Annotated in this window: 21 protein-coding genes; 13 read left to right on the forward strand and 8 right to left on the reverse strand. The window is 42.2% G+C overall.

The genetic code is table 11. The features are described from left to right. Nucleotides 1–62: 62 nt before the first annotated feature. Nucleotides 63–1304: a sodium:proton antiporter gene (locus tag LZG71_RS05185; protein WP_233817678.1), complete on the reverse strand. Its 1242-nt coding sequence runs from the start codon at nucleotides 1302–1304 to the stop codon at nucleotides 63–65. A 320-nt stretch (nucleotides 1305–1624) separates the two neighbouring features. Here LZG71_RS05185 and LZG71_RS05190 point away from each other — a divergent pair, with 320 nt between their 5' ends. Together LZG71_RS05190 and LZG71_RS05195 are read left to right on the forward strand one after the other, a co-directional pair. Next, nucleotides 1625–2320, forward strand: a complete 696-nt coding sequence (locus tag LZG71_RS05190) for a hypothetical protein (RefSeq protein WP_233817680.1) — start codon at nucleotides 1625–1627, stop codon at nucleotides 2318–2320. A 159-nt stretch (nucleotides 2321–2479) separates the two neighbouring features. Beyond that, nucleotides 2480–4216 carry a M14 family metallopeptidase gene (locus tag LZG71_RS05195; protein WP_233817682.1) on the forward strand — a complete coding sequence of 579 codons (1737 nt, stop codon included), beginning with the start codon at nucleotides 2480–2482 and terminating at the stop codon, nucleotides 4214–4216. Nucleotides 4217–4220: 4 nt separating this feature from the next. Here LZG71_RS05195 and LZG71_RS05200 read toward each other — a convergent pair whose 3' ends face one another. Then, the gene (locus LZG71_RS05200; RefSeq protein WP_233817684.1) at nucleotides 4221–5042 is read right to left on the reverse strand and encodes a hypothetical protein; all 822 of its coding nucleotides are present in this window, start codon (nucleotides 5040–5042) and stop codon (nucleotides 4221–4223) included. A 309-nt stretch (nucleotides 5043–5351) separates the two neighbouring features. Here LZG71_RS05200 and LZG71_RS05205 point away from each other — a divergent pair, with 309 nt between their 5' ends. Continuing rightward, on the forward strand, nucleotides 5352–6494 hold the full coding sequence (locus tag LZG71_RS05205; RefSeq protein ID WP_310587719.1) for a DEAD/DEAH box helicase: 1143 nt from the start codon (nucleotides 5352–5354) through the stop codon (nucleotides 6492–6494). Between the two features lie 141 nt (nucleotides 6495–6635). Continuing rightward, on the forward strand, nucleotides 6636–6902 hold the full coding sequence (locus tag LZG71_RS05210; RefSeq protein WP_310587720.1) for a rhodanese-like domain-containing protein: 267 nt from the start codon (nucleotides 6636–6638) through the stop codon (nucleotides 6900–6902). A gap of 164 nt (nucleotides 6903–7066) precedes the next feature. Here LZG71_RS05210 and dapF read toward each other — a convergent pair whose 3' ends face one another. Together dapF and rplS are read right to left on the reverse strand one after the other, a co-directional pair. Next, entirely contained in the window at nucleotides 7067–7846 is a 780-nt protein-coding gene (gene dapF / locus LZG71_RS05215) for a diaminopimelate epimerase (RefSeq protein ID WP_233817688.1), read from the reverse strand. A 226-nt stretch (nucleotides 7847–8072) separates the two neighbouring features. Further along, nucleotides 8073–8438 (reverse strand): 50S ribosomal protein L19, encoded by a 366-nt coding sequence (gene rplS / locus LZG71_RS05220; RefSeq protein WP_233817690.1) that lies wholly within the window; start codon nucleotides 8436–8438, stop codon nucleotides 8073–8075. A 256-nt stretch (nucleotides 8439–8694) separates the two neighbouring features. Here rplS and LZG71_RS05225 point away from each other — a divergent pair, with 256 nt between their 5' ends. Genes LZG71_RS05225 through LZG71_RS05235 form a run of 3 tightly spaced genes read left to right on the forward strand, consistent with a single transcriptional unit; the run spans nucleotide 8695 to nucleotide 10804 of the window. Next, complete coding sequence (locus LZG71_RS05225; protein WP_233817692.1) at nucleotides 8695–10176, forward strand: NAD(P)H-hydrate dehydratase; 1482 nt, start codon at nucleotides 8695–8697, stop codon at nucleotides 10174–10176. A gap of 44 nt (nucleotides 10177–10220) precedes the next feature. Beyond that, nucleotides 10221–10448 carry a DUF433 domain-containing protein gene (locus LZG71_RS05230; protein WP_233817694.1) on the forward strand — a complete coding sequence of 76 codons (228 nt, stop codon included), beginning with the start codon at nucleotides 10221–10223 and terminating at the stop codon, nucleotides 10446–10448. Next, complete coding sequence (locus LZG71_RS05235) at nucleotides 10448–10804, forward strand: DUF5615 family PIN-like protein (protein WP_233817696.1); 357 nt, start codon at nucleotides 10448–10450, stop codon at nucleotides 10802–10804. The genes LZG71_RS05230 and LZG71_RS05235 overlap by 1 nt, the downstream gene beginning before the upstream one ends. A gap of 27 nt (nucleotides 10805–10831) precedes the next feature. Here the strand turns inward: LZG71_RS05235 and feoB are convergent, their stop codons facing one another. Together feoB and LZG71_RS05245 are read right to left on the reverse strand one after the other, a co-directional pair. Continuing rightward, a complete protein-coding gene (gene feoB / locus LZG71_RS05240) occupies nucleotides 10832–12967 on the reverse strand; it encodes a ferrous iron transport protein B (RefSeq protein WP_233817698.1) in 2136 nt (711 codons plus the stop codon). Between the two features lie 149 nt (nucleotides 12968–13116). After that, entirely contained in the window at nucleotides 13117–13341 is a 225-nt protein-coding gene (locus LZG71_RS05245) for a FeoA family protein (RefSeq protein WP_233817700.1), read from the reverse strand. Between the two features lie 240 nt (nucleotides 13342–13581). Between LZG71_RS05245 and LZG71_RS05250 the strand changes: the two genes are divergently transcribed. From LZG71_RS05250 to LZG71_RS05275, 6 genes are all read left to right on the forward strand, one after another. Next, entirely contained in the window at nucleotides 13582–14244 is a 663-nt protein-coding gene (locus LZG71_RS05250; protein ID WP_233817702.1) for a heme exporter protein CcmB, read from the forward strand. Nucleotides 14245–14283: 39 nt separating this feature from the next. Next, nucleotides 14284–14970, forward strand: coding sequence for a cytochrome c biogenesis protein CcsA (ccsA, locus tag LZG71_RS05255; RefSeq protein WP_233817704.1), 687 nt, complete (start codon nucleotides 14284–14286; stop codon nucleotides 14968–14970). A gap of 79 nt (nucleotides 14971–15049) precedes the next feature. Beyond that, entirely contained in the window at nucleotides 15050–15277 is a 228-nt protein-coding gene (locus LZG71_RS05260) for a CcmD family protein (protein WP_233817706.1), read from the forward strand. A 5-nt stretch (nucleotides 15278–15282) separates the two neighbouring features. Continuing rightward, on the forward strand, nucleotides 15283–15717 hold the full coding sequence (locus LZG71_RS05265; protein WP_233817707.1) for a cytochrome c maturation protein CcmE: 435 nt from the start codon (nucleotides 15283–15285) through the stop codon (nucleotides 15715–15717). Beyond that, nucleotides 15714–18311 carry a cytochrome c biogenesis protein CcsA gene (gene ccsA / locus LZG71_RS05270; protein WP_233817709.1) on the forward strand — a complete coding sequence of 866 codons (2598 nt, stop codon included), beginning with the start codon at nucleotides 15714–15716 and terminating at the stop codon, nucleotides 18309–18311. Before LZG71_RS05265 ends, ccsA (LZG71_RS05270) begins: the two co-directional genes overlap by 4 nt. A 137-nt stretch (nucleotides 18312–18448) precedes the next feature. Beyond that, on the forward strand, nucleotides 18449–18745 hold the full coding sequence (locus LZG71_RS05275; RefSeq protein ID WP_233817711.1) for a nucleotidyltransferase family protein: 297 nt from the start codon (nucleotides 18449–18451) through the stop codon (nucleotides 18743–18745). A gap of 29 nt (nucleotides 18746–18774) precedes the next feature. Here the strand turns inward: LZG71_RS05275 and LZG71_RS05280 are convergent, their stop codons facing one another. Further along, entirely contained in the window at nucleotides 18775–19167 is a 393-nt protein-coding gene (locus LZG71_RS05280) for a hypothetical protein (RefSeq protein WP_233817713.1), read from the reverse strand. Nucleotides 19168–19178: 11 nt separating this feature from the next. Further along, the gene (locus LZG71_RS05285) at nucleotides 19179–21779 is read right to left on the reverse strand and encodes a TonB-dependent receptor (protein WP_233817715.1); all 2601 of its coding nucleotides are present in this window, start codon (nucleotides 21777–21779) and stop codon (nucleotides 19179–19181) included. Nucleotides 21780–21847 lie beyond the last annotated feature (68 nt).

Below are 21847 nucleotides of genomic sequence, written 5' to 3' on the forward strand. Positions count from 1 at the left end.
GTCACAAAAAAGGTGTCGCCAGCAAGTCTGACAACACCTTTTTGCATTAAGAACTATTCGCCTTAAAGGTTTTCCATCTTCTTGGTTAGTTTCCCAACGGTAAGTCCCTGAACGATGATTGAGAACAAGACAACGAAATAGGTGATGGCCAGCAAAAGATCCTTATGCAATCCGGGATCAATGGACAGGGCAAGGGCAATGGATACGCCTCCTCTTAATCCTCCCCAGACCAGAATGGTAATGGATTTCCGTCCAAACTTGGTTCTGAAAGGAATTATTTTCACAGGGAGATAAATGGATATAAACCTTGCAAGCAGCACAACAGCAATGGCGATACCACCTATTAAACCGTACTGTCTCAGATCAGGAATCAATAGTAATTCAAACCCGATAATCAGGAACAGGATTGCGTTCAGGATTTCATCTATCAGCTCCCAGAACTTGTCTATATAATCACGTTCATCATCTGAAACGCCCCCAAGATTTTTACCATAATTACCCACTACCAAACCCGCTGCAACCATCGCTAATGGACCTGACATGTGCAAAGCCTGCGCTGCAAGGTGTCCGCCCATTACAATTGCAAGGGTTATCAGAACGTGTACATTGTATCCATCCACGCGGTAAATCATTTGTGAGCCGATAAAACCCAGCAACAGCCCAAGCACAATACCACCCAAAGCTTCCTTGGCAAGCAGCAGCGATATCCCGCTGAACGAAGTGTTTATCTCTTCGCCACGTGCAAGCGCAAGCATGACGATAAATACCACAACTGCCATACCATCATTAAACAGTGACTCACCCGCAATTTTAGTTTCAAGCGATTTTGGAACACCAGCCTGTTTCAAAATACCAAGTACGGCAATCGGGTCGGTGGGAGAAATGAGCGCACCAAAAACAAGACACTGAATAAAAGGAATTGGCAACCCTACCAAAGGCAGGATGTGGTACATCAAAAACCCAACGACGAAGGTGGAGATCACAACACTTACGGTTGAAAAAACAACTACCGGCAACCTCTGCTCTTTCAGGTCTTCAAGATGCACGTGAATTGCACCGGCAAAGAGTAAAAAGTTAAGCATGGCCCCCATCAGAATCTCCGTAAGATCAATACTTGCGATCAGTTTTGTAATGCGATCAAATGTGTGGGGAAAGATATTATCGGTGGCGAGCAAACCCAGGGAAACCAATAAGGCGATGACCATGATACCGATTGATGCAGGCAATTTCAGATACCTTGCATTGAAATAAGAGAAAAAGGCTGAAAGAACGATTAGTCCTGAGAATGAATAGTATAACTCCATGAAATATTTTTTGTACTAGCACAAAATAGGCAAAAATGAGCAAAATCGAAAACCAGAAGAGCGTCAATAAATCATTCTAATAGTATTCTAATTTCGTTTCCGGGTCAAAAAATATGTTGTTTTACATCCTAGAAAAGAGTCCGTGTTGCGATGCTTTTCACTATTTAAACCTTAAAAAAAGGGATTCAATACTTTACCATTCTTGTCACGAAAAGGAAATTAAAATGCCATGGCATGGTTTTACTAAAATTACTAGAAAGCCCTTTCTCAACCTGATGTATAGGGATTAATCAGAAATTAAACAGATCAAACAAACTAATATGAGTTCCTTTAAAGTAGACATCCTGTCATTTGAGACTATCAATGAACTTCCCAATTCATGGGAAAAGAGCGACTATCTGGCTTTGTTGAATAATATAGATTATGACAATCCGGAAGAAATCAAAGACGCAGAGTTGAAAGAAATGTGTCTGATGGCACTCACAGACTTTGAACCTGCCGAAGCTGCCAAAATTGTTTTGGACTACGTGGTGAACGAAAGACTCACAGACGGGCAGATCGAAAATCTTTCACATGAAATATTGACAGAGAAGCTTTGGGAGGAATACCCGGAGTTGTCGCTGCATCCGGATTTTTTCAGAGCCACGCAATTGCTGTATCAGGCATACAATGGCAAATTCCCAAGAGCAGAAGCTGTGCAGTTTCAAATCCAGATTACGGCCGCAGATGGTGATTTAAGTCTTTTTGAAACCAATCCCGAAGCGCCGATACTGAGATTACTTGCAGCCGGAATGTCTGATCGAAGCCTGATCCACCGTTTGTTTTCCGATCAGCTCGAAAGTTCCGAATTTCAGGAAGCCAAACACATCCTATGGCAGCTTAATCCGATTTCGAAAGATGAGAAATCTTTAACGTATGAGATTGTAAGTTCATCTTACTGGCTTGATGATATTAAATATGCAGACAGCTTCGAAGCTGAAACACATGCTGATGAACAAGCCGAGGAAGAAGACTAATTAATAAGTCACAGAATTACCAGCCAGACAAATGCAGGTCTTCCTGTACTTGTCTGGCTTTTTTTTATAATGTTTTTCATGAATCACCTTCGTATAGAAGTAGCCAAGTGGAAAATTTCTATTTTTAAATGTACATCCGCTACATAATTGCCACAACTTATGTCACTACGTCTGCTTTACCTTCTATTAAGCCTGGTTGTATCCATGCCAGCCATTGCACAATATCAAACCCGATTTGAAAAAAGTGGCGGAACGCAAACTCCAACCTACGAAGAAGGTATTGCCTTTTACAAACAGCTTGCCAAAAACTTCCCGCAGATCCGGATCACAGAAAAAGGACAAACCGACAGTGGAAAACCGCTTCATCTAGTGGTTTATTCCCGAAATAAAACTTTTGACATTTCGAAATTGAAGGCTCAGGGCAAAGCAATCTTGCTTATCAACAACGCCATACATCCCGGCGAACCAGATGGCGTGGATGCATCCATGCTTCTGCTAAGAGACATAGCGCTTCATCCTGCAAAATTTCCGGAACTGGACAGCGTTGTGCTGGCCATCATTCCGTTTTATAACATTGGCGGCGCACTCAATAGAAACAGTACAACACGGACAAATCAGAACGGACCGGAGGAATACGGATTCCGTGGGAATGCCAGGAACTTTGACCTGAATCGCGATTTTATCAAAAATGATACACGCAACGCAAGAAGCTTTGCAGAAATATTTCATGAACTGGATCCTGATCTCTTTGCCGATACGCATGTGAGCAACGGGGCCGATTACCAGTATGTGATTACGCTGGACTATGCTCAGAAAGATAAATTGGGTGGCTCGTTAGGCAATTTCAATGATCAGGTTTTTCTTCCGTATATGTACAAACATTTGAAGGAAGCAGGGTTTGAAGCAACACCTTACGTCAATGCGTGGGGACAAACGCCCGACAAAGGCTTTGTTCAGTTCCCGGACTGGCCCAGGTATTCAACAGGATATGCCGCGCTGTTCCACACAATTGGCGTCATGACAGAAACGCACATGCTGAAACCGTATGACCAGCGTGTGAAATCTACTTATGCCTATCTGCATGGAAATCTAAAATTCCTGGCGGCTCAGCGCAAGCAATTGCTCCAACTCAGGAAAGAGACAAAAGAAGCCGTAAAATCACAGGAGAAGTTTGCGATAAGCTGGCAGGTGAATAAAGACAAAAGTTCGCAAATCGACTTTAAAGGGTATGAGCCGGAATACATCCCAAGTAAAATAAGCGGACAAAACCGGCTTCATTATAACAGAGAGAAACCATTTACAAAGCTGATTCCCTTTTACGATACCTACGTCCCTCTTGATGTGGTGACAAAACCAAAGGCCTATATTATTCCACAAGGATGGTTTAATGTCGTTGATCTGTTAAAACTAAACAAGGTGAAAGTTGAGCAGCTGGAGAAAGACACCGAAATAGAAGTGGAATCTTATTACATAACCGCATACGAGTCACCAAAACAACCTTTTGAAGGTCATTACTGGCATACAGGAGTAACTTTAAAACCGCAGATTCAAAAGGTTAAATTCAAAAAAGGTGACTGGTATATTCCTGTGAATCAATGGACAAACAGGTACATCATCGAGACGCTGGAACCGAAAGCGGTTGATTCGTTTTTCAAATGGAATTTCTTTGACACAATTCTGCAATCCAAAGAACATTTCTCTGCTTATGTATTTGAAGACACGGCAGCAGAGCTTCTTGGAAAATCACCAGACCTAAAAAAGAAACTGGATGAAAAGAAAAAGAGCGACCCCGAATTTGCGAAAAACGGGGACGCTCAATTGAATTTCATTTATGAAAACTCACCGTATGCTGAGAAGGAATATCAACGTTATCCGGTGTTCAGAGTCTTGAAGTAACCGGTTAAAAACGGAAGCCAAGGTTAAAATTGAATTCTCCTGTGATCCTCACGTTATCGCGATTGATGGTGCTGCCTCCAAAGTCTCTCCGGTTAATATAACGGGAGCCTAGTCCTCCGTTCAAGGTGATTTGAAAATGCTGGGTGATTTGAAAATTGATATAATTATTAACCAAAACACCTAGTCTGAAATTATCCACAGTCCTTTCGGAAGAGATATAAGTGTTTGTTGCCGGAACATATATACTTTCATAATTTCTCACTTTGCCAAAACCTGTAAACACGTTTGGCCCCACAGCATAAGTGACTTTTCTCTGACCAAAAGGATAAATTTTTACACCAGGTGATGCATAAAAGTAGCTGTTCCCACCTGAATTGGATCCGTAATTAAAACCATAACTATCGGGGAATATCAGACTAACCGGCAAGATAATACCTACGATCTGGCGCTTGTCGACCAGGATTTCATAACTGAGGCCAATTCCTGGCCCGCTGTCTAATGCCTTAAAAGGAGAAAAATTTATCATATTTTTCCCAAACGCCTCATCGTAATTAACAACCGGGCTGCGTCGTGATCGCGGATCAATACGATTGCTTATCACAACCGTTTCTCCATTCCCAAACTCGATCTGTTTCAGTTCACTTTTTCTGATCACAAAATTGGCGCTGTTCATATCGTTATTCAGCTTGTAAGTCACTTTATCAACACCAACCTCTGTTACCTTTCCTTTTATCTCTGTTCCATTCTTCTTCACAATTACATCTTGTGCCTGAGCCCCGTATAAGAAAATCAGACTAAAAAGGACCTGGATGAATAGCTTTTTCATTTTAATATAGGATGATTATCGGGATAATATACAGGAACAAATAGAATTTACCTAAGCTAATAGGACCAACAGTTACACAGCTAAATTATAAGAAACAAAACGAATGACATTGGTTGTAACTGTTTTGCCAATATTAAATTATTTATATTACGTTCAGTATTTAACTCCTGCAAAGACCTATTGAACGTTTAAAACTTCTAAACTGTTAGGTGTATAATGTTGTGGTCAACTTAAAACGATCACGCATTATTTTAATTTTTGCTCTTTCCATTTTTGAATAATTTGGTGGAGCGTTTTTAACACAACCAAATGACATTTCAAGAATTAGACCTCATTGAGCCTATTTCCAAGGCTCTGACAGAAGAAGGATACAATACCCCCACCCCCATTCAGTCGAAAGCAATCCCACTTATTTTAAAACAAAGAGATTTACTGGGCTGCGCACAAACCGGAACCGGAAAAACAGCAGCGTTTGCAATTCCTATTTTGCAGCTTCTTCAGAACAGACCACTGGATAAGTGGGAAAAAGCAAGAATAAGAACTTTGATATTGACTCCCACGCGTGAGCTTGCCATCCAGATCGGAGAAAGTTTCGCAGCTTACGGAAGACACACCAACATCAAACATACCGTAATCTTTGGCGGTGTTGGACAAAAACCACAAACTGATGCGCTGCATAAAGGTGTTGACGTTTTGATTGCCACACCAGGCCGTTTACTTGATCTTATCAATCAAGGTTTTATAAAACTGAACCAACTGGAAATATTTGTTCTGGACGAAGCCGACCGTATGTTGGATATGGGTTTTGTACATGACGTAAAAAAGGTGATTAAATTATTGCCAGCTAAACGCCAGTCGCTGTTTTTCTCAGCAACCATGCCGCCTGCAATTATGACCCTTGCCGATACGATTCTGACAAATCCTGCGAAAGTGGAAGTAACTCCTGTTTCTTCAACTGCGGATACGATCAAGCAGTCTGTTTTCTTTGTAGACAAATCGGATAAAAACTCTTTGTTGCTTCACATTTTGAGCGATCAGACTATTGCTACCGCTTTGGTATTTACCAGAACAAAACATGGTGCCGATAAGGTTGTGAAAGTGCTTCGCAAAGCTGGCGTTACTTCCGAAGCGATTCACGGAAATAAGTCGCAGAACGCACGCCAGAATGCGCTTAAAAACTTTAAAAGCCAAACCACCCGTGTATTGGTGGCAACAGACATAGCTGCGCGTGGAATTGATGTTGATGACCTTACCCACGTGATCAACTATGAAATCCCAAACATCCCTGAAACCTATGTACACCGTATCGGTAGAACAGGGCGTGCGGGTGCGAAAGGAACAGCACTTTCATTCTGTGATATTGAAGAGAAACCATATCTGAAAGATATTCACAAACTGATTGCTAAAAATATTCCTGTCGTGAAGGATCATCCTTATGACGCAGGAAGGTAAGCAACCAACAATCTGAAAATTTACAACCGCAAAAGTGAACCGAACCGTTTACTTTTGCGGTTTATTTTTTATAAGATTTTAGTAAAGCAAGCTTATTTAACAATGCCGAAAAATACGTACTCAGATATATCCCTTTCAGAAATGAAAGAAATCCAAAGGCAGGAAGATACCGTTGTGATTGATGTTCGTGAAGGTTGGGAATTTGAGGAATTTAACGAAGGCGGGATCAATATTCCATTGGCGGAGATCCGGGAAAAACGTTCACTGGCAGCTGATTTCAATACCATTGTTGTAATATGCACCAATGGCGTCCGGAGCAAAGTTGCCGCTATGGATTACTGTCGCATTCCCGAATGGAACGACAAAAAAATTCTTCATGTGAAGGGAGGCATTATAGAGTCGGAATGAGCAAATACTTATAGCTGCTCAGGCACTATGTAATATATTAGAATCTTAGAAAAGGGCCTAATGCTAAAATAAAACATACTGTATCAACAAAAACGCCATAAAAATGAAGATTTTCATGGCGCGCGTTATGATATATAGAACTATCGTGCGAAAAGCACCAATGATCAAACATCCAACTCTCCCTCAAAAACCCTTACCGCGGGGCCAATCAAATAAATATCATCAAATTGCCCTGGAATACGTTCATTGTAGGAAACCTGCAAATTGCCTCCGATAGTTTCAACCGAAATAGGTCCTTCCCACCCTTCACGAATGTGGGCAGATAATGCACAGGCAGTAACACCGGTTCCACAGGAATAGGTTTCGTCTTCAACACCTCTTTCATAGGTTCTGACGCTCAGGTTATTTTCCCCCAGAACCTGAATAAAGTTCACGTTTGTTCCACCAACCGGACCAAATACAGGACCATAGCGAATATCCTTTCCGATTTCTACCACGTTGGTTTCTTCAATATCGTCTACATAAGTGACATAATGTGGTGAGCCCGTATTCATGAAATCATATTCCTCATACAGCTCTACTTTGCTAACCGGCGACATTTTCAGTCGGATAATTTCGTCTGTTGCAGTTGCTTCATGCGGGCCGTCAACGGCTATAAATGTAGTGTCTGTTTCAAAAAGCCCAAGATCATGTGCAAATCTGACAACACAGCGACCACCATTTCCGCACATACTTCCTTCTCCGCCATCTGCATTGAAGTATACCATCCGGAAATCGTAACCTTCGGCATTTTGAAGCAAGATTAACCCATCTGCTCCGATTCCAAACCGACGATGACAAAGTGATGCGATCAATTCCTGTGAAACCGGAAAAGTGGCCGAACGATCATCAACCATAACGAAATCATTACCCGTGCCCTGATATTTATAAAATGCGATTTTCATTTCTTAGAAGCTTTTAGCCAATAGCAGTTAGCCATTAGCTTTTCCTATTAACTTAAATTTAATTGCGACAGTTCAGTGATAAGTTAAGAATTCGAAAGTCTATAAGTTCCTAGCTTAAATTGTACCAGCCATAAAAGCTAACAGCCTATCAGCTAATAGCTATAAAAAGAAAACCCTGCAAGAAAAAGATCGTGCAGGGCTTCAAATTTCTTAGCTAATTGCTGTATTAAGCTTTTGCTACTTTAAGCTCCTTAATACGAGCTGCTTTACCCTGACGTCCACGTAAGAAGAACAAACGTGCACGGCGAACTTTACCGCGACGAAGTAATTCAATTTTAGAAATACTTGGAGAAAGGATTGGGAATACACGTTCAACCGCGATTCCGTTTGATATCTTACGTACTGTGAAAGTTTCACCGCTCGCGCTAAGGTTACGGCGTTGCATTACAGTACCCTGAAATTGCTGAATACGCTCTTTGTTACCTTCTCTGATCTTAACGTGTACGTTAATCGTGTCGCCTGATTTAAATTCAGGATACTCGGCTTTACGATTTTCAATCGTAGCTTCTACGAGTTTAATAAGTTCGCTCATGACGAAAAATTTTTATAATTTAATAAATTGAGCAGTTTCCAGCGGATGAGGTGACGCCCCTTCATTCAAAACAGCTTTTGCGAAAACGAGTGCAAAGCTAATTTTTTTTCTCGTTAAAAGAAAGTGTTACACGGTTTTAGGAAGAAATTAATCACTCGAATCCTCATACGGACGCATACAGCCTTAAAGCGGCGCAATATTTGTAGAAACTAAGGGCAAATTGAATCAGATTACAGGCATTGAAATACGATTTCAAATGAAAATATTTAACACAGAGCAGATCCGGCAGGCCGATGCTTTCACCATTGCCAACGAGCCAATATCTTCCATCAATCTGATGGAACGCGCTTCCACAGCTTTTGTACGCTGGTTCTGCGACCAGTTTGTGCATACGCGACCCATTGCCATTTTTTGTGGCAAAGGAAATAATGGAGGAGACGGACTTGCCATCGCCAGGCTTTTGTGCGAGCGATCTTACCAAGTTAAAGTTTTTATTATTGAACACAGTGCGAATGCCTCAGTGGATTTTCAATCGAATCTCACAAAACTGAAAAACCACACAACGCCAACTCATGTATATAAAATAAAAGATTTGCCTCACCTCCCGGCCAACACGATTGTAATCGACGCCATATTAGGATCTGGTCTATCACGTCCTGCAACGGAAATTTTGGCAGAAGTGATTGACGCTTTAAACAAAACACGCAACAAAATCATTTCGGTAGATATTGCCAGTGGGCTGTATGCCGATAAGCTCAATGGAAAGGATGATGTGATCATTAAACCGCAATGCACCGTTTCCTTTCAATTTCCTAAACTTGCGTTTTTGCTACCTCAAAATGCAGATTTTGTTGGAAACTGGCATGTTGTTGATATTGGGATCCATCCGGAATTTATTAACAATACAGACACTCCTTACCATTTCACAGACCAGATCACTGCCGAAAAGCTTATTACACCCAGACGAAAATTCTCTCACAAAGGGACGTTCGGCCATGCTTTAATTCTTGCCGGTAGCTACGGAAAAATAGGTGCGGCAGTGTTGTCAGGAAAAGCGTGCTTAAGATCAGGAGTTGGCTTACTAACGATGCATATTCCGGCCTGCGGTTATGATATTATGCAGATTGCCATCCCGGAAGCAATGGCAACAGTTGATTCCGGTCTAAAACATTTAACAGAACTGCCAGATGTTGAAACCTATTCTGCCATCGGAATAGGGCCAGGTTTAAGTCAGGAAAAACCGACAGTATTGCTATTGGAAAAGTTAATAAAAACTGCGAAGGCAAGTTTGGTCATCGACGCAGATGCTTTAAATCTTCTGGCTCAGAATCAGCATTTACTCAGTATACTGCCCAAAGAAACCATTTTAACACCACATCAAAAAGAGTTTCAAAGACTTGCGGGTGAAAGCAGTGATGAATTTGCAAGACTGGAACTGGCGCGTGATTTCGCAAAAAAATATCAGGTCATCATATGCCTGAAAGGGGCTAATACCGCTGTAATCCTAAGTAATGGAGATGTTCATTTCAATTCGACGGGAAATGCCGGAATGGCAACTGGCGGCACAGGAGACGTTTTAACAGGAATTATTACGGCACTTTTGGCGCAGGGCTATTCGCCTGAACATGCAGCGACTTTGGGCGTATATCAACATGGTTTGGCCGGCGACCGGGCCGTAGGAAAAAGAGGAATGAGTGCCATGATTGCCTCGGATGTAATAGATAACCTGGGCTGGTAAATAAGCGGGATTTAGAGTAAATTTGTTTTATATAAACACAACACATGGAACATCTTGAAAGAATTACCATCGATCCCTCCATCTGTCACGGTAAACCATGCATCCGTGGAATGCGTTGGCCAGTGGAAGTTATTATGGATATGTTAAGCTCTGGAATGTCTTCTGATGAAATTCTTGAAGATCATACTGAGTTGGAAAAGAATGATATTCTTGCCTGTTTGAGCTATGCAAAACTTTTGGTTTCCGGTCGGATTATTGGCGAAGCTGCGTGATGGATTTTTTATGCGACGTTCATATATCGCTTAAGCTCGTCCGGCATCTTGCAAACGCGGGTCACACTGCTCTACATGTAAATCGGCTTCCAAACAAGTGGAATACCAGTGATTCCGAAATTTGCATTTATGCGGATACACATAAGTTGATTTTAATAACCAAGGATGAGGACTTCCGTAACTCTTTTTTACTTAAACGGACTCCAAAAAAACTAATCCGAATTATTCTTGGAAACATTTCCAATCAGGATCTTGTCGAACTTTTAGACAAAAACCTTCCTGTGATTTACAAACTAAATCAGGAGAAAGGTTTTTATCTTGAACTGGGCAAATCATCCAGCGTGTATACATTCTGACGAATACTCCCCTGATTTCTAGGAAACTCAACTCATTAACTGATACACCGCAAAAGCGGACACATAAGCCAAGACAGTCAAATAAGCCAGCTGAATCATCGGCCATTTCCAGCCATGTGTTTCCCTGTAAACTACCGCAATGGTACTCATGCACATCATGGCAAAAACATAGAACATAAGCAGCGAATAGCATACAGCCGGGGTATACATGGGTCCGCCAGTTTCCGGATTCTTTTCCTGAAGAAGCCTTTCTTTCACCGTTAATACATCTTCCGAATCTCCGCTGATACTATAAATGGTCGCCATTGTTCCTACAAAAACTTCTCTTGCGGCAAATGAAGCCAACAATGCAATTCCGATCTTCCAGTCATAACCAAGCGGACGAATTGCTGGCTCAATAAATCGGCCAAAGCTTCCCGCGTAAGAATTTTCCAGCCTGACAGAAGCAACGGCTGCATCTATTTCTTCCTGAGGTTTTTGCTGCATCTGCTCAACTACCTGCGCTTCCGCTTTCTCCATTTTATCACCCGGTCCATAAGAAGCCAATACCCAGAGAATGATTGAAATCGCCATAATGACCTTACCCGCTTCGAGTACAAACGATTTCACACTTTCATACATCGTAAAACCCACATGTCCCCAGCGGGGCAGCTTGTAAGAAGGCATTTCAAGCATGAAGTATCCAGGTTCTTTTCTTTCCAGAAAAAGAGATAAAAGCCAGGCAGATAACAACGCTCCTACCAAACCAAGCAAGTATAGTCCCAGGAGAACCAGTCCTTGCAAGTTGAAAAAACCGAGCACTTTTGTTGAAGGAACAACCAGTGCTATAAGGATAGCGAAGATAGGTAGACGCGCCGAGCAGCTCATTAATGGTGTAACCATGATGGTGAGTAGTCTTTCGTATCTGCTACTGATGCTTCGGGTCGTCATGATGGCGGGAACTGCACAAGCCACACCGGAAATAAGCGGAACCACACTGCGGCCATTTAAGCCGAACTTACGCATCAGTTTATCCATGATCACCATCACACGAGCCATATAACCCGACTCTTCCAGAATGGCGACTAGCGCAAATAAAATGGCAATTTGAGGTATAAAAATGATAATACCGCCAATCCCAGCCAGTATTCCATCTGTGATCAGGTCATTCAAAATTCCCTCCGGCAGAGCACCTTTCACCCATTCAATTGTAGCGGCGGTTCCGGCATCAATCATATCCATCGGATAGGATGCCCATGCAAATATCGCCTGGAAAATTACAAGCAATACAAAAAGAAATGTAACATAACCCCAAACCGGATGAAGCAAAATGGCATCCAGTTTTCTGGTCCAGTATGGTTGTTCCAAAATACCTTCTGACTTTACCGCTTTGGAAACAATGGGTTTTATCTTTTCGTAGCGGGCAATGGTTTCTGTTGCAAGAAAATGGTTCTCATCAAATCCGTATTTCTCAATCAGTCCGTCCAGTTTCACCCTTGCCGGTGTTTCGAGGAAAGAAAAATTATCATGCTGGCAAACATATTGCAGTGCAACATAGTCATTGTCAAGGCTATGTATACTTTTCACCTCATCAATCAATGCAACTTCATTGGAAGTCGGCTCGTAGAAATAGGAAATTGCCTGCTTTTCTTTTTGATCCAGTACCTGCGACACCGCTTCTTGCAAATGTGCCATCCCTTCTCCTGTACGGGCGTTGATACGTACCACAGGAACTTTAAGCTGCATGGCAAGTTGCACTGCATTCACTGTCAAATTCATACTTTTAGCAACATCCAGCATATTCAGCGCAAGTACCGCCGGCACACCCAGATCATGAATCTCGGTAAAAAGCAATAAATTCCTTTGCAGATTGGACGCATCAGCCACCACTATAATGACCGCGGGGAAGTCAGGATGCCTTGGATTAGCAAGAATATCCATCACCACCGTTTCGTCCTTGGATTTTGGGTAAATGCTGTAAGTCCCCGGCAAATCCACAAGCGTAACCTCCCGGGCAGGTTCTCCCTGAGCCGCCTTGAGATGAAACGTTCCGGATTTTTTCTCAACCGTTACGCCCGGAAAATTCCCGGTTTTTTGGCGCAAGCCAGTCAAAGCATTAAACAATGTGGATTTTCCGGCATTAGGGTTACCGACAAGCGCAATTTTAATATTTTCTGATTTCAATTGAAAAGCAATAAGTAGCTGTTGGCCATTGGCCGGGCGCCAATCTAATAAAAGCGATTAGCACAATAACAGCATGATTAATAACGAATTAAAAAAATTAATCAATAAACTAATTTTTCGTTACTACTTAAATTAAATGAGTAGCCACTTTATTCGAGGATGATGGCATCCGCTTCGTTGAGCCTGAGAGACAAACAATATTGGCCTCCCACGTTAATACATATCGGATCGCCAAAAGGAGCAATGGCGTCTAGCCTCACTTCACATCCGGGCAAACAACCCATTTCCAACAATTTCAAGGACATTACTTTATCTGAAAACGATTTAATAATTCCTTTTTCTCCTTTCCGCAGATGGGATACTGTTCTGGACATCGCACACCCTTATTTAGATTGAATACACTTAAACTGCAAATTAAGCATTATCAGCTCGTAATTCAAACTATTACACGGCATTTACCTCTTTTCAACACATGCATCATACAAAATCATGACCATTTTATTATCACCCTGAGCCTTTATGTAGTACTTTTGCAGCGCGAAAGAGGAAATAGAATTGAGAAAAATTAATCACTGTGCCGAAAGCCTGTTGCTGCCTGCCGACTGTCAATAGCATTGAACGAGATAAGAACCCTGATCTGGAAAGAATTCACGCTTGAATGGCGTCAGAAATATGCATTGAGTGGCATGCTTCTTTATGTAGTCAGCACTGTTTTTGTCTGTTATCTGAGTTTCAGTCTGCGTCGCAATCAGCTTACACCCATTGTTTGGAACACACTATTCTGGATAATTATTCTTTTTGCAGCAGTTAATGCTATTGCAAAAAGTTTTTCTCAGGAACGCCATGGCCGGCTCATCTACTATTATAATTTGTGCAGCCCCCAGGCTATCATCATGTCAAAAATCATTTACAATTCGTTTGTAATGTTGTTTCTGGCAGGTGTTGGTTTTGTGTTTTATGCATTTGTAATGGGAAATCAGGTTGGCGACATGGGGCTTTACGCCATTTGTATCGCCCTGTCAGCGATCGGATTTGCTTCCGTTCTAACACTTATTGCTGGAATTGCATCCAAGGCCGACAACAGTGCAACACTGATGGCAGTACTGAGCTTTCCGATTATTCTGCCCATGCTTCTAATGACCATCCGGCTGGCTAAAAACGCCATGGATGGCCTGGACTGGAGTGTGAGCAACGACGAAATCATCACACTATTATCAATCGATCTGATCGTAATTACATTAAGCTACCTCCTGTTTCCGTATCTGTGGAGAAGCTAGAATTGAGTTAACAAATTGATTATCTAATCAGCAAGTATAATGAAAAAACTGTGGTGGAAAATCCTGTGCATAGCGCTGCTGTTCTATGTCGTTTTTATGGGATTAATGGGCCCGGTGCCTCACCTGCCGATACTCAATGAAAGTATCAGAAATACCTATTTCCATGTGGCCTTGTGGCTCGCCATGACAACCCTGTTGTTTGCTTCGATGGTGTACTCCCTGATGTACCTGCGTAGTAGCAATCTGAAACACGACGACGTCGCCAGCGAATTGGCCAAATCGGGCTTATTCTACGGAATTCTGGGATGTTTGTCAGGCTCGGTTTGGGCCAATTTTACCTGGGGTGATCCTTGGCCAAATGATCCGAAACTGAATGGTGCGGCTGTCGGAATTCTGATATATCTGGCCTATTTACTGCTGAGATCTTCTTTCGAAGACGAACAGCGTCGGGCACGTATTGCCTCGGTCTACAACATTTTTGCCTTTGCTGTTTTTGTACCGTTGATTTATATACTTCCAAGACTGACCGACTCCCTGCATCCGGGAAGTGGTGGTAACAGCACTTTCGGTTCTTATGATATGAATAATGACCTGCGTATGGTGTTCTACCCTGCAATTATTGGCTGGATTTTACTTGGTCTCTGGTTTGCTGAACTTCGGGTGAGAATCAAAAGGATCAACAGATTACGGGAAGAGGAATTTATACAGACTAGCAAACCTCTGTAACCGAAAAACACACATTTTCAGGAAATAGTAAACATTTCAAAACAAAAATTCGTTAAGAATTTAGTCCTATATGAATATCATGAAAAAAGTTTTTCCCCTTCTGCTTTCCCTATTGATCATATCAATTAATACAATCGCCCAAACCACGGTCGACACCACCGTTCCCATGGCAGACAAGCTGCGTGAGGACGGTAAAATATGGGTTGTTGTAGTCGTTATCGCTGTTGTATTTGCAGGAATCGCCATCAACATGCTTCGCCTGGAATCCAAGGTTGGCAAAATTGAAAAAGAATTAAAAATCAAGTAAGAGTTATGAAAAAGATCCAAATATTCGGCCTGATCATTGTTGCAGTTGCTATTGGCATCATTGTGTCAACAGCTGGCGACGCCAGTACCTATGTTGATTTTTCCAAAGCCAAAGAAATGGCATCGGATGGCGATAACGAAAGTATCCACGTTGTTGGTAAACTTAAAAAGAATACCGCAGGGCAGATTTTAGAGATGGAATACCAGCCTGAAATTGACCCGAATTATTTCTCCTTTACGTTGATCGATAATAACAATATAGCGCAAAAGGTGGTATACAAAAGCACCAAACCGCAGGACTTTGATAAGTCGGAACAAGTAGTGGTAATCGGCAAAATGGAAGGCAGCACATTTAACGCTGAAAAAATTCTTATGAAGTGCCCTTCAAAATACGAAAACGGAAAACTGGAAACAACGGAAGCGACCGCAACTAAATCATGATTCATACAACAATAGGAAGTGCAGGTCACCTGCTGGTAATTGTTGCATTTGTTTCGGCTCTGGTCGCAACTTTTGCTTATTTTAAAGCCTCCTCAGCTGTCGCCACCTTCGACGACCAGCTAACCTGGAAACGTTTTGCACGCGCTACTTACGTTGTACACGTAGTAGCAGTACTCGGCGTTGTTTTCTCGCTTTACTGGATTATTGGAAATCATTACTTTGAATACCATTACGCCTGGAAGAACTCGTCACTTTCACTGCCAACAGGTTATACCATTTCCAGCTTCTGGCAGGATCAGGAAGGAAGTTTCCTTTTATGGATTTTCTGGAATGTCGTTCTTGGATCCGTTCTGATATTCAGTAACCGATCGTGGGAAGCACCTGTAATGACCATATTTGCATTGGTACAGGCCTTTCTTACATCCATGATCCTTGGTGTGGTTATCCCTGGTCTTGACCTTAAAATTGGATCAACTCCTTTCCTTTTGTTGAAAGAAGTAATGCCGGATATTCCGGTCTTTAAGATGGATCCGAATTTCATTGCCAAAGACGGAAACGGTCTTAATCCATTGTTGCAGAACTACTGGATGGTAATTCACCCGCCTACACTTTTCTTAGGATTTGCTTCTACACTGATACCGTTCTCTTTTGCAATGGCGGGTCTTTGGACCAAAAAAATTAACGAATGGCTTCGTCCCGCTCTTCCTTGGGCACTTTTCTCGGCACTGGTACTTGGTGTAGGAATTCTGATGGGTGCTTATTGGGCATACGAAACGCTTAACTTCGGTAGCTACTGGAACTGGGATCCGGTTGAAAATACATCTTTCGTTCCATGGCTTATTCTCGTAGCGGCAATCCATACGATGATCATTGGGCGTAAGAATGCGACTGCTCTTAAAACGTCATTCATATTAACCATTGCCACCTTCGTACTCGTTCTTTATTCAACGTTTATGACAAGAAGCGGCGTATTGGGCAATGCGTCTGTGCACTCGTTTACGGATCTTGGTTTATCAGGACAACTTCTGATTTACCTGCTTACATTCCTAATACTTTCAGTTGGTTTACTGATCTATCGCTGGAAAAGTTTGCCTTCCGATGATGAAGAAGTTTCAACCTACTCGCAGGAATTCTGGATTTTCATAGGAGCAACGTTATTGTGCCTGTCTGGCTTCCAGATCCTTGCAACGACTTCTATTCCTGTTTACAACAAAATAGCGGAAGCATTTGGCACTGTTTTAAACATGGCTTTACCCGCTGATCAGATTGGACACTACAACAAATTCCAGCTGTGGTTTTTCTCTCTCATCATCATTTTAACAGGTATCGGACAGTATTTCTGGTGGAAACGTGTAGGGAAAGATAAACTTCAGGCTTTATACAATCCATTGCTGATCACGCTCATTATCAGTGCAGCCGTAATCACTTTGCAGGGTGTGAAGGATATTCAATACATTGCCTTGCTTACGGCTTCGATCTTCGCAATCGTAGCAAACGGAACCATACTTTTCAACATCGTCAGAGGCAATTACAACCTTTCCGGTGGAGCCATTACGCACATTGGTGTAGCGTTAATGCTGATAGGAGTACTTTTCTCTTCTGCATATACGAAAGTGGTTTCCATTAATAACTCCGGGCTGATGATTTCCCGCAGTGAGGAATTTACAAGCAACGACAATAAAGAGAATAAGGAGAACATTACACTTTGGCTTAACAAGCCGGAGAAAATGGGCGACTACATGCTTACATGGCGCGATGTTCGCGTTGAGCCACGTCACATTCCAGGTTATATTTCCAAAAGCTGGGTTGATATCATTGAAAACGATTACCGTGCTGTTGCGTTGAGAGACATCGTTTACAACGACAAACAGTATTATGCCAAAGGTGACACGCTTGAAATTTCACCTGAAAACTTCTACTACGAAATTGAGTACAGAGAGCCATCTGGAAAAGTATTCAACCTGTTTCCTAGGGTACAGATTAACCCAAAAATGGGTGGAATCGTAGTGTCTCCTGATATCAACAGGGAGCTTGGGAAAGATTTGTACACCTACGTTTCAATGGTTACCAATCCTACTGCTGAGCCTGTATGGAGCCAGACAGAGAATTTCACAGTGAGCATGAGTGACACGTTCTTTGTCAATGATTACGTGGCCATTCTTGATAACGTGGTACGTACTGACTCTGTTGACGGTGTAACACTTGGACCTGGCGATGCAGCTGTGAAGGCAATGATCCGCGTTCTTGACAAAGAGAATGAGTTCGTTCTGACACCATCTTACGTCATTCGTGACCGCATGGTTGCTCGTAAGACGGAGGTTAATAATGACCTGGGACTTCGTGTTCAGTTTAGTGAAATTAATCCGCAGACTGGCCAGTTCTCATTTGCTGTCAACACAACCCAGCGCGACTTCATCGTTATGAAAGCGACCGAAAAGCCATTGATTAACATTCTGTGGTTGGGAACGTTCGTATTGATTATCGGTTTTGTACTGGCTACCATCCGACGCTTTAAAGACTTCATTAAAATGCGGGATAAAGAAAGTGCAGCCTTAACCAAGCAGAAGGGTAAACCGAAAGTTCAGACTGTGTAAAAGCAAGTTCATGCAAAAAGGCTCTGGCGGAGATTTTCGTCAGAGCCTTTTTTGTTGCCTCCTTATGTATAATTAGGTCAAAGTACATTTGTTTGCCCATCCTAGTTTTAACTATCTTTGTTAAAACCGTTATCAATATGTCGATGATAAACGAGCAAACAATAGTTGAAAAGATACGAGCGCTTAAACCATTACTAAGCCAGGAGTATTTTGTTAAGGAAATAGGCTATTTCGGTTCTCATGCATCAGGTTCTGCCCGGGAGAATAGCGACATAGATATCCTCGTCGAATTCAGTCAGCCGGTAGGTTGGGAGTTTTTCAGAGTTCAGGATTTACTTGAAGAAGCTTTAAAGATAAAAGTAGACTTGGTTACGCCAAATGCCATCCGCCCACAGCTTCGGAAAAGCATATTGCAAAAATTAAAGCTTGTATGAGGCCTTCTGATCGCGATTTTCTCTTTTCACTACTTGTTATCCTTCGCCACAAACCTGCTCCTGTAATAATCCATCTCTCTCCTGTAAACTCCAAAACTCGTTTCAGGGCATTCCTTTTTTAATTCGGCAAACTGCTTTTCTGCAAGCTTTACATCGAGTTGCCACAGTATTCCGTTCTTGAATGAAGTATGATCTTCATCCAGTGTTTTTTGCAGTTTTTTAATCGCGTCAATAGCTTTCTCGAAACCAGGTAATGTTCGGATGTCGTTCAGCTGTTTTTCGCTGAAACGGAAAACATACAGTTCCTTGCTATCCCTTTTAATGGTATCCGCTACGGCAAAAGTTTGGGTTAGCAATGCACACGGCTGGCTCTTCACTGATAACGACAGCATTAGAAGAACAACAAGGAAACTGTATTTCATGAATTGGTATCTTAAAATTTAAATCCTAAACGGGTAAAGAAAAATGCCCCGTTACTTCCCATTTGCACCGGGTCCCAGGCTCCACCCGACTCTGTAGTTAACGGGCTTTGCATGTCAGGATAGGTGTTCAGGATGTTACTCCCTCCTATTGAGGCAGAAATGTTTTTAGTGAATTTATAACTTACTGTCAAATCCAACTGCACTTTTGGTCTATATAAATCGGTATACTCGGCTCTGGAATATTTTTCTCCGGTAGCTGCATTCTTTTCTTCGCCATAATTCCAGTTGATCAGACTGATCTCTCCAAATCGGATTCCTCTCAACATAAAGCTAAGTTTATCAACAGTGTAGTCGAGCGTGAGGTTGATTTTAGAAGGCGGTGCCGACGCAAGCACAAAATGACGCTCTCTTTCACTAAAATATTTGTCTTCTTTACCAGCCAACTTTGGACTTGTATTGATTTTACCCAACTCCATGTGGTTAAAATTAGCAGCCAGCGTCGAGCTAAGACGTCCCTTACCAAGCGCAGTTGAATGAGCTACAATTACATCAATTCCGTAAGATGTGGTGGAAGATAAGGCGTTGGTAAAAAACTGAGCTTCTCCTACTCTCAGAGATTTCAACAGATTTCCTATATCCTTGTCTTCATCGCTGAACTGGCCCGTTAAAACCACGCGATCTTTCACCTTTACATAATAACCATCCACAGTCACCGAAAATCCTGAAACCGGATTCATGGTTATGCCGAAACTTGCGTTTTCAGAAGTCTCCTGTTTCAACTGCGGAATACCCAATACTTTGGTAACCTCGCTGTTATTGCCTGCAAGCAATACCTCAACAGCTTGTCCGTTCACGAAATTCGTAAAGGTTGAATTAAAGTATTTCTGAGCCAATGAAGGAGCCCTGAAACCTGTGCTCACCGACCCGCGAACAGCATATTGATCCGAAAGTTTGTAACGGAAACCTACTTTACCATTTACTGTACTTCCAAAATCGCTGTAATTCTCAAATCGTCCGGCAACATCGACAAGCAAACTTTTAGTCAGATCTGCTTCCAAATCCAAATAGCCTCCCACATTAGACCGGCTCTCGTTCACCACATTGTATGGTCCAAATCCCGGAAAGCCCTGTGAACCACCTTCATAACGCGGATCATAATTGTAATACGACGGACGTTCACCTTCAAATATCTTGTAACGCTCTGTGCGATATTCTCCCCCGAAGGCAACATTTAGCCCCTGAAAAACATTCTTGTAAAAACGGGTCAGGTTAAGGTTACTTACATTTTGTCCCAACTGAAAACCGCCCGCTTCAAACGATGTTCTTGAGTCCGACCCAAGTGACCTGTTCAGGGAATTTCTTACAGAAAAATCAAATTTATTGAATCCATAGGTATTACTTGCATCAATACTCCAGTTTTTCCAAACACCTCTTACACCTCCGGTGACAGCCTGGTCATCAATGTCACTTCCAATGATAGGATCAAAACCATTTGGATAAATGGACTCAATATTCCGCTTATCGTCTTTACTTCTGGTCCAGGCGTAAGCATCTCCTTTACGTTTGTTGATTCCTCCAAAGCTATAGAGCTGCACGTTTCTCCATACAGGAATCATCGCATTGTAATAAAAAGCCATATTCTCCACCTTCGGATCACCATATTCGCGGCGCACGATCTCATCTTCAGGATGTGTATCGGCTCTGTTGGTATGTGCTCTTGAATTGTAGTCTCCTGTCATGTTCAAAAAGCCTCGCTTACCTAACTTTAATCCATAGTTTACATTTGCGTTGTAATTAAGACCGTCAAAACTTTTACCATCTGCGCGATAGGAAGCCATATAAATTCCAGCATTCGCATTAGCAGTTAGCTGATTCACATTTTCTTTCAACACAATATTAATTACCCCTGCAATGGCATCTGAGCCATACTGAGCAGCGGCTCCATCTCTCAATACCTCAATGCGTTCAATGGCAGCGGCAGGAATGGCGTTCAGGTCAGTTCCGGTATTTCCACGACCACGTGTACCGAATATATTTACCAGGGAAGACTGATGCCTGCGTTTTCCGTTGATGAGTACCAGCGTTTGATCCGGACCAAGTCCTCTCAGTGAAGCGGGATCCACGTGATCGGCTCCATCAGAACCTGTCTGGCGATTGGAATTGAACGACGGTGCAGCAAACTGCAAGAGCTGATTCACATCCAGCTGGCCTTGTTTACTGGTAATTTCTGCAATGTTGATCACATCCACGGGTGCGGGCGTGTCTGTCGAAGACCGGTTCATATTTCTTGACCCCACCACGGTGACCTGGTTAAGAAGCGTAGCATTTTCCAGCGTAAAATTCTGAGTTCCCTTTCCTTCAATTTCCCTTACCACACTATTGTATCCGACAAAGGTCACAACCAGCGTTGCATTATTATACCCCACATCAAGGGTATATATCCCGTTTGCATCCGTAATTGTACCATTATTAGTCCCTCTTTCAACTATCGAAGCTCCCGGCAATGCATCCCCCTTTTCATCAGTAACTTTCCCCGCCACCTTATATTTCTGCGCAAAAGCAGAAATAGAAATTAATATCAGGAAGATTGAAACGCAGATTTTGTTCATCATTTTTAGTTTTTAGTTAAAGTGTGCTGTAAAGAAAACAATAATATTTTACCGCAGTAACGAAGCAAATA

The organism is Dyadobacter sp. CY312, from assembly GCF_021390535.1.
In the GTDB taxonomy this organism is placed as follows: Bacteria; Bacteroidota; Bacteroidia; order Cytophagales; family Spirosomataceae; genus Dyadobacter.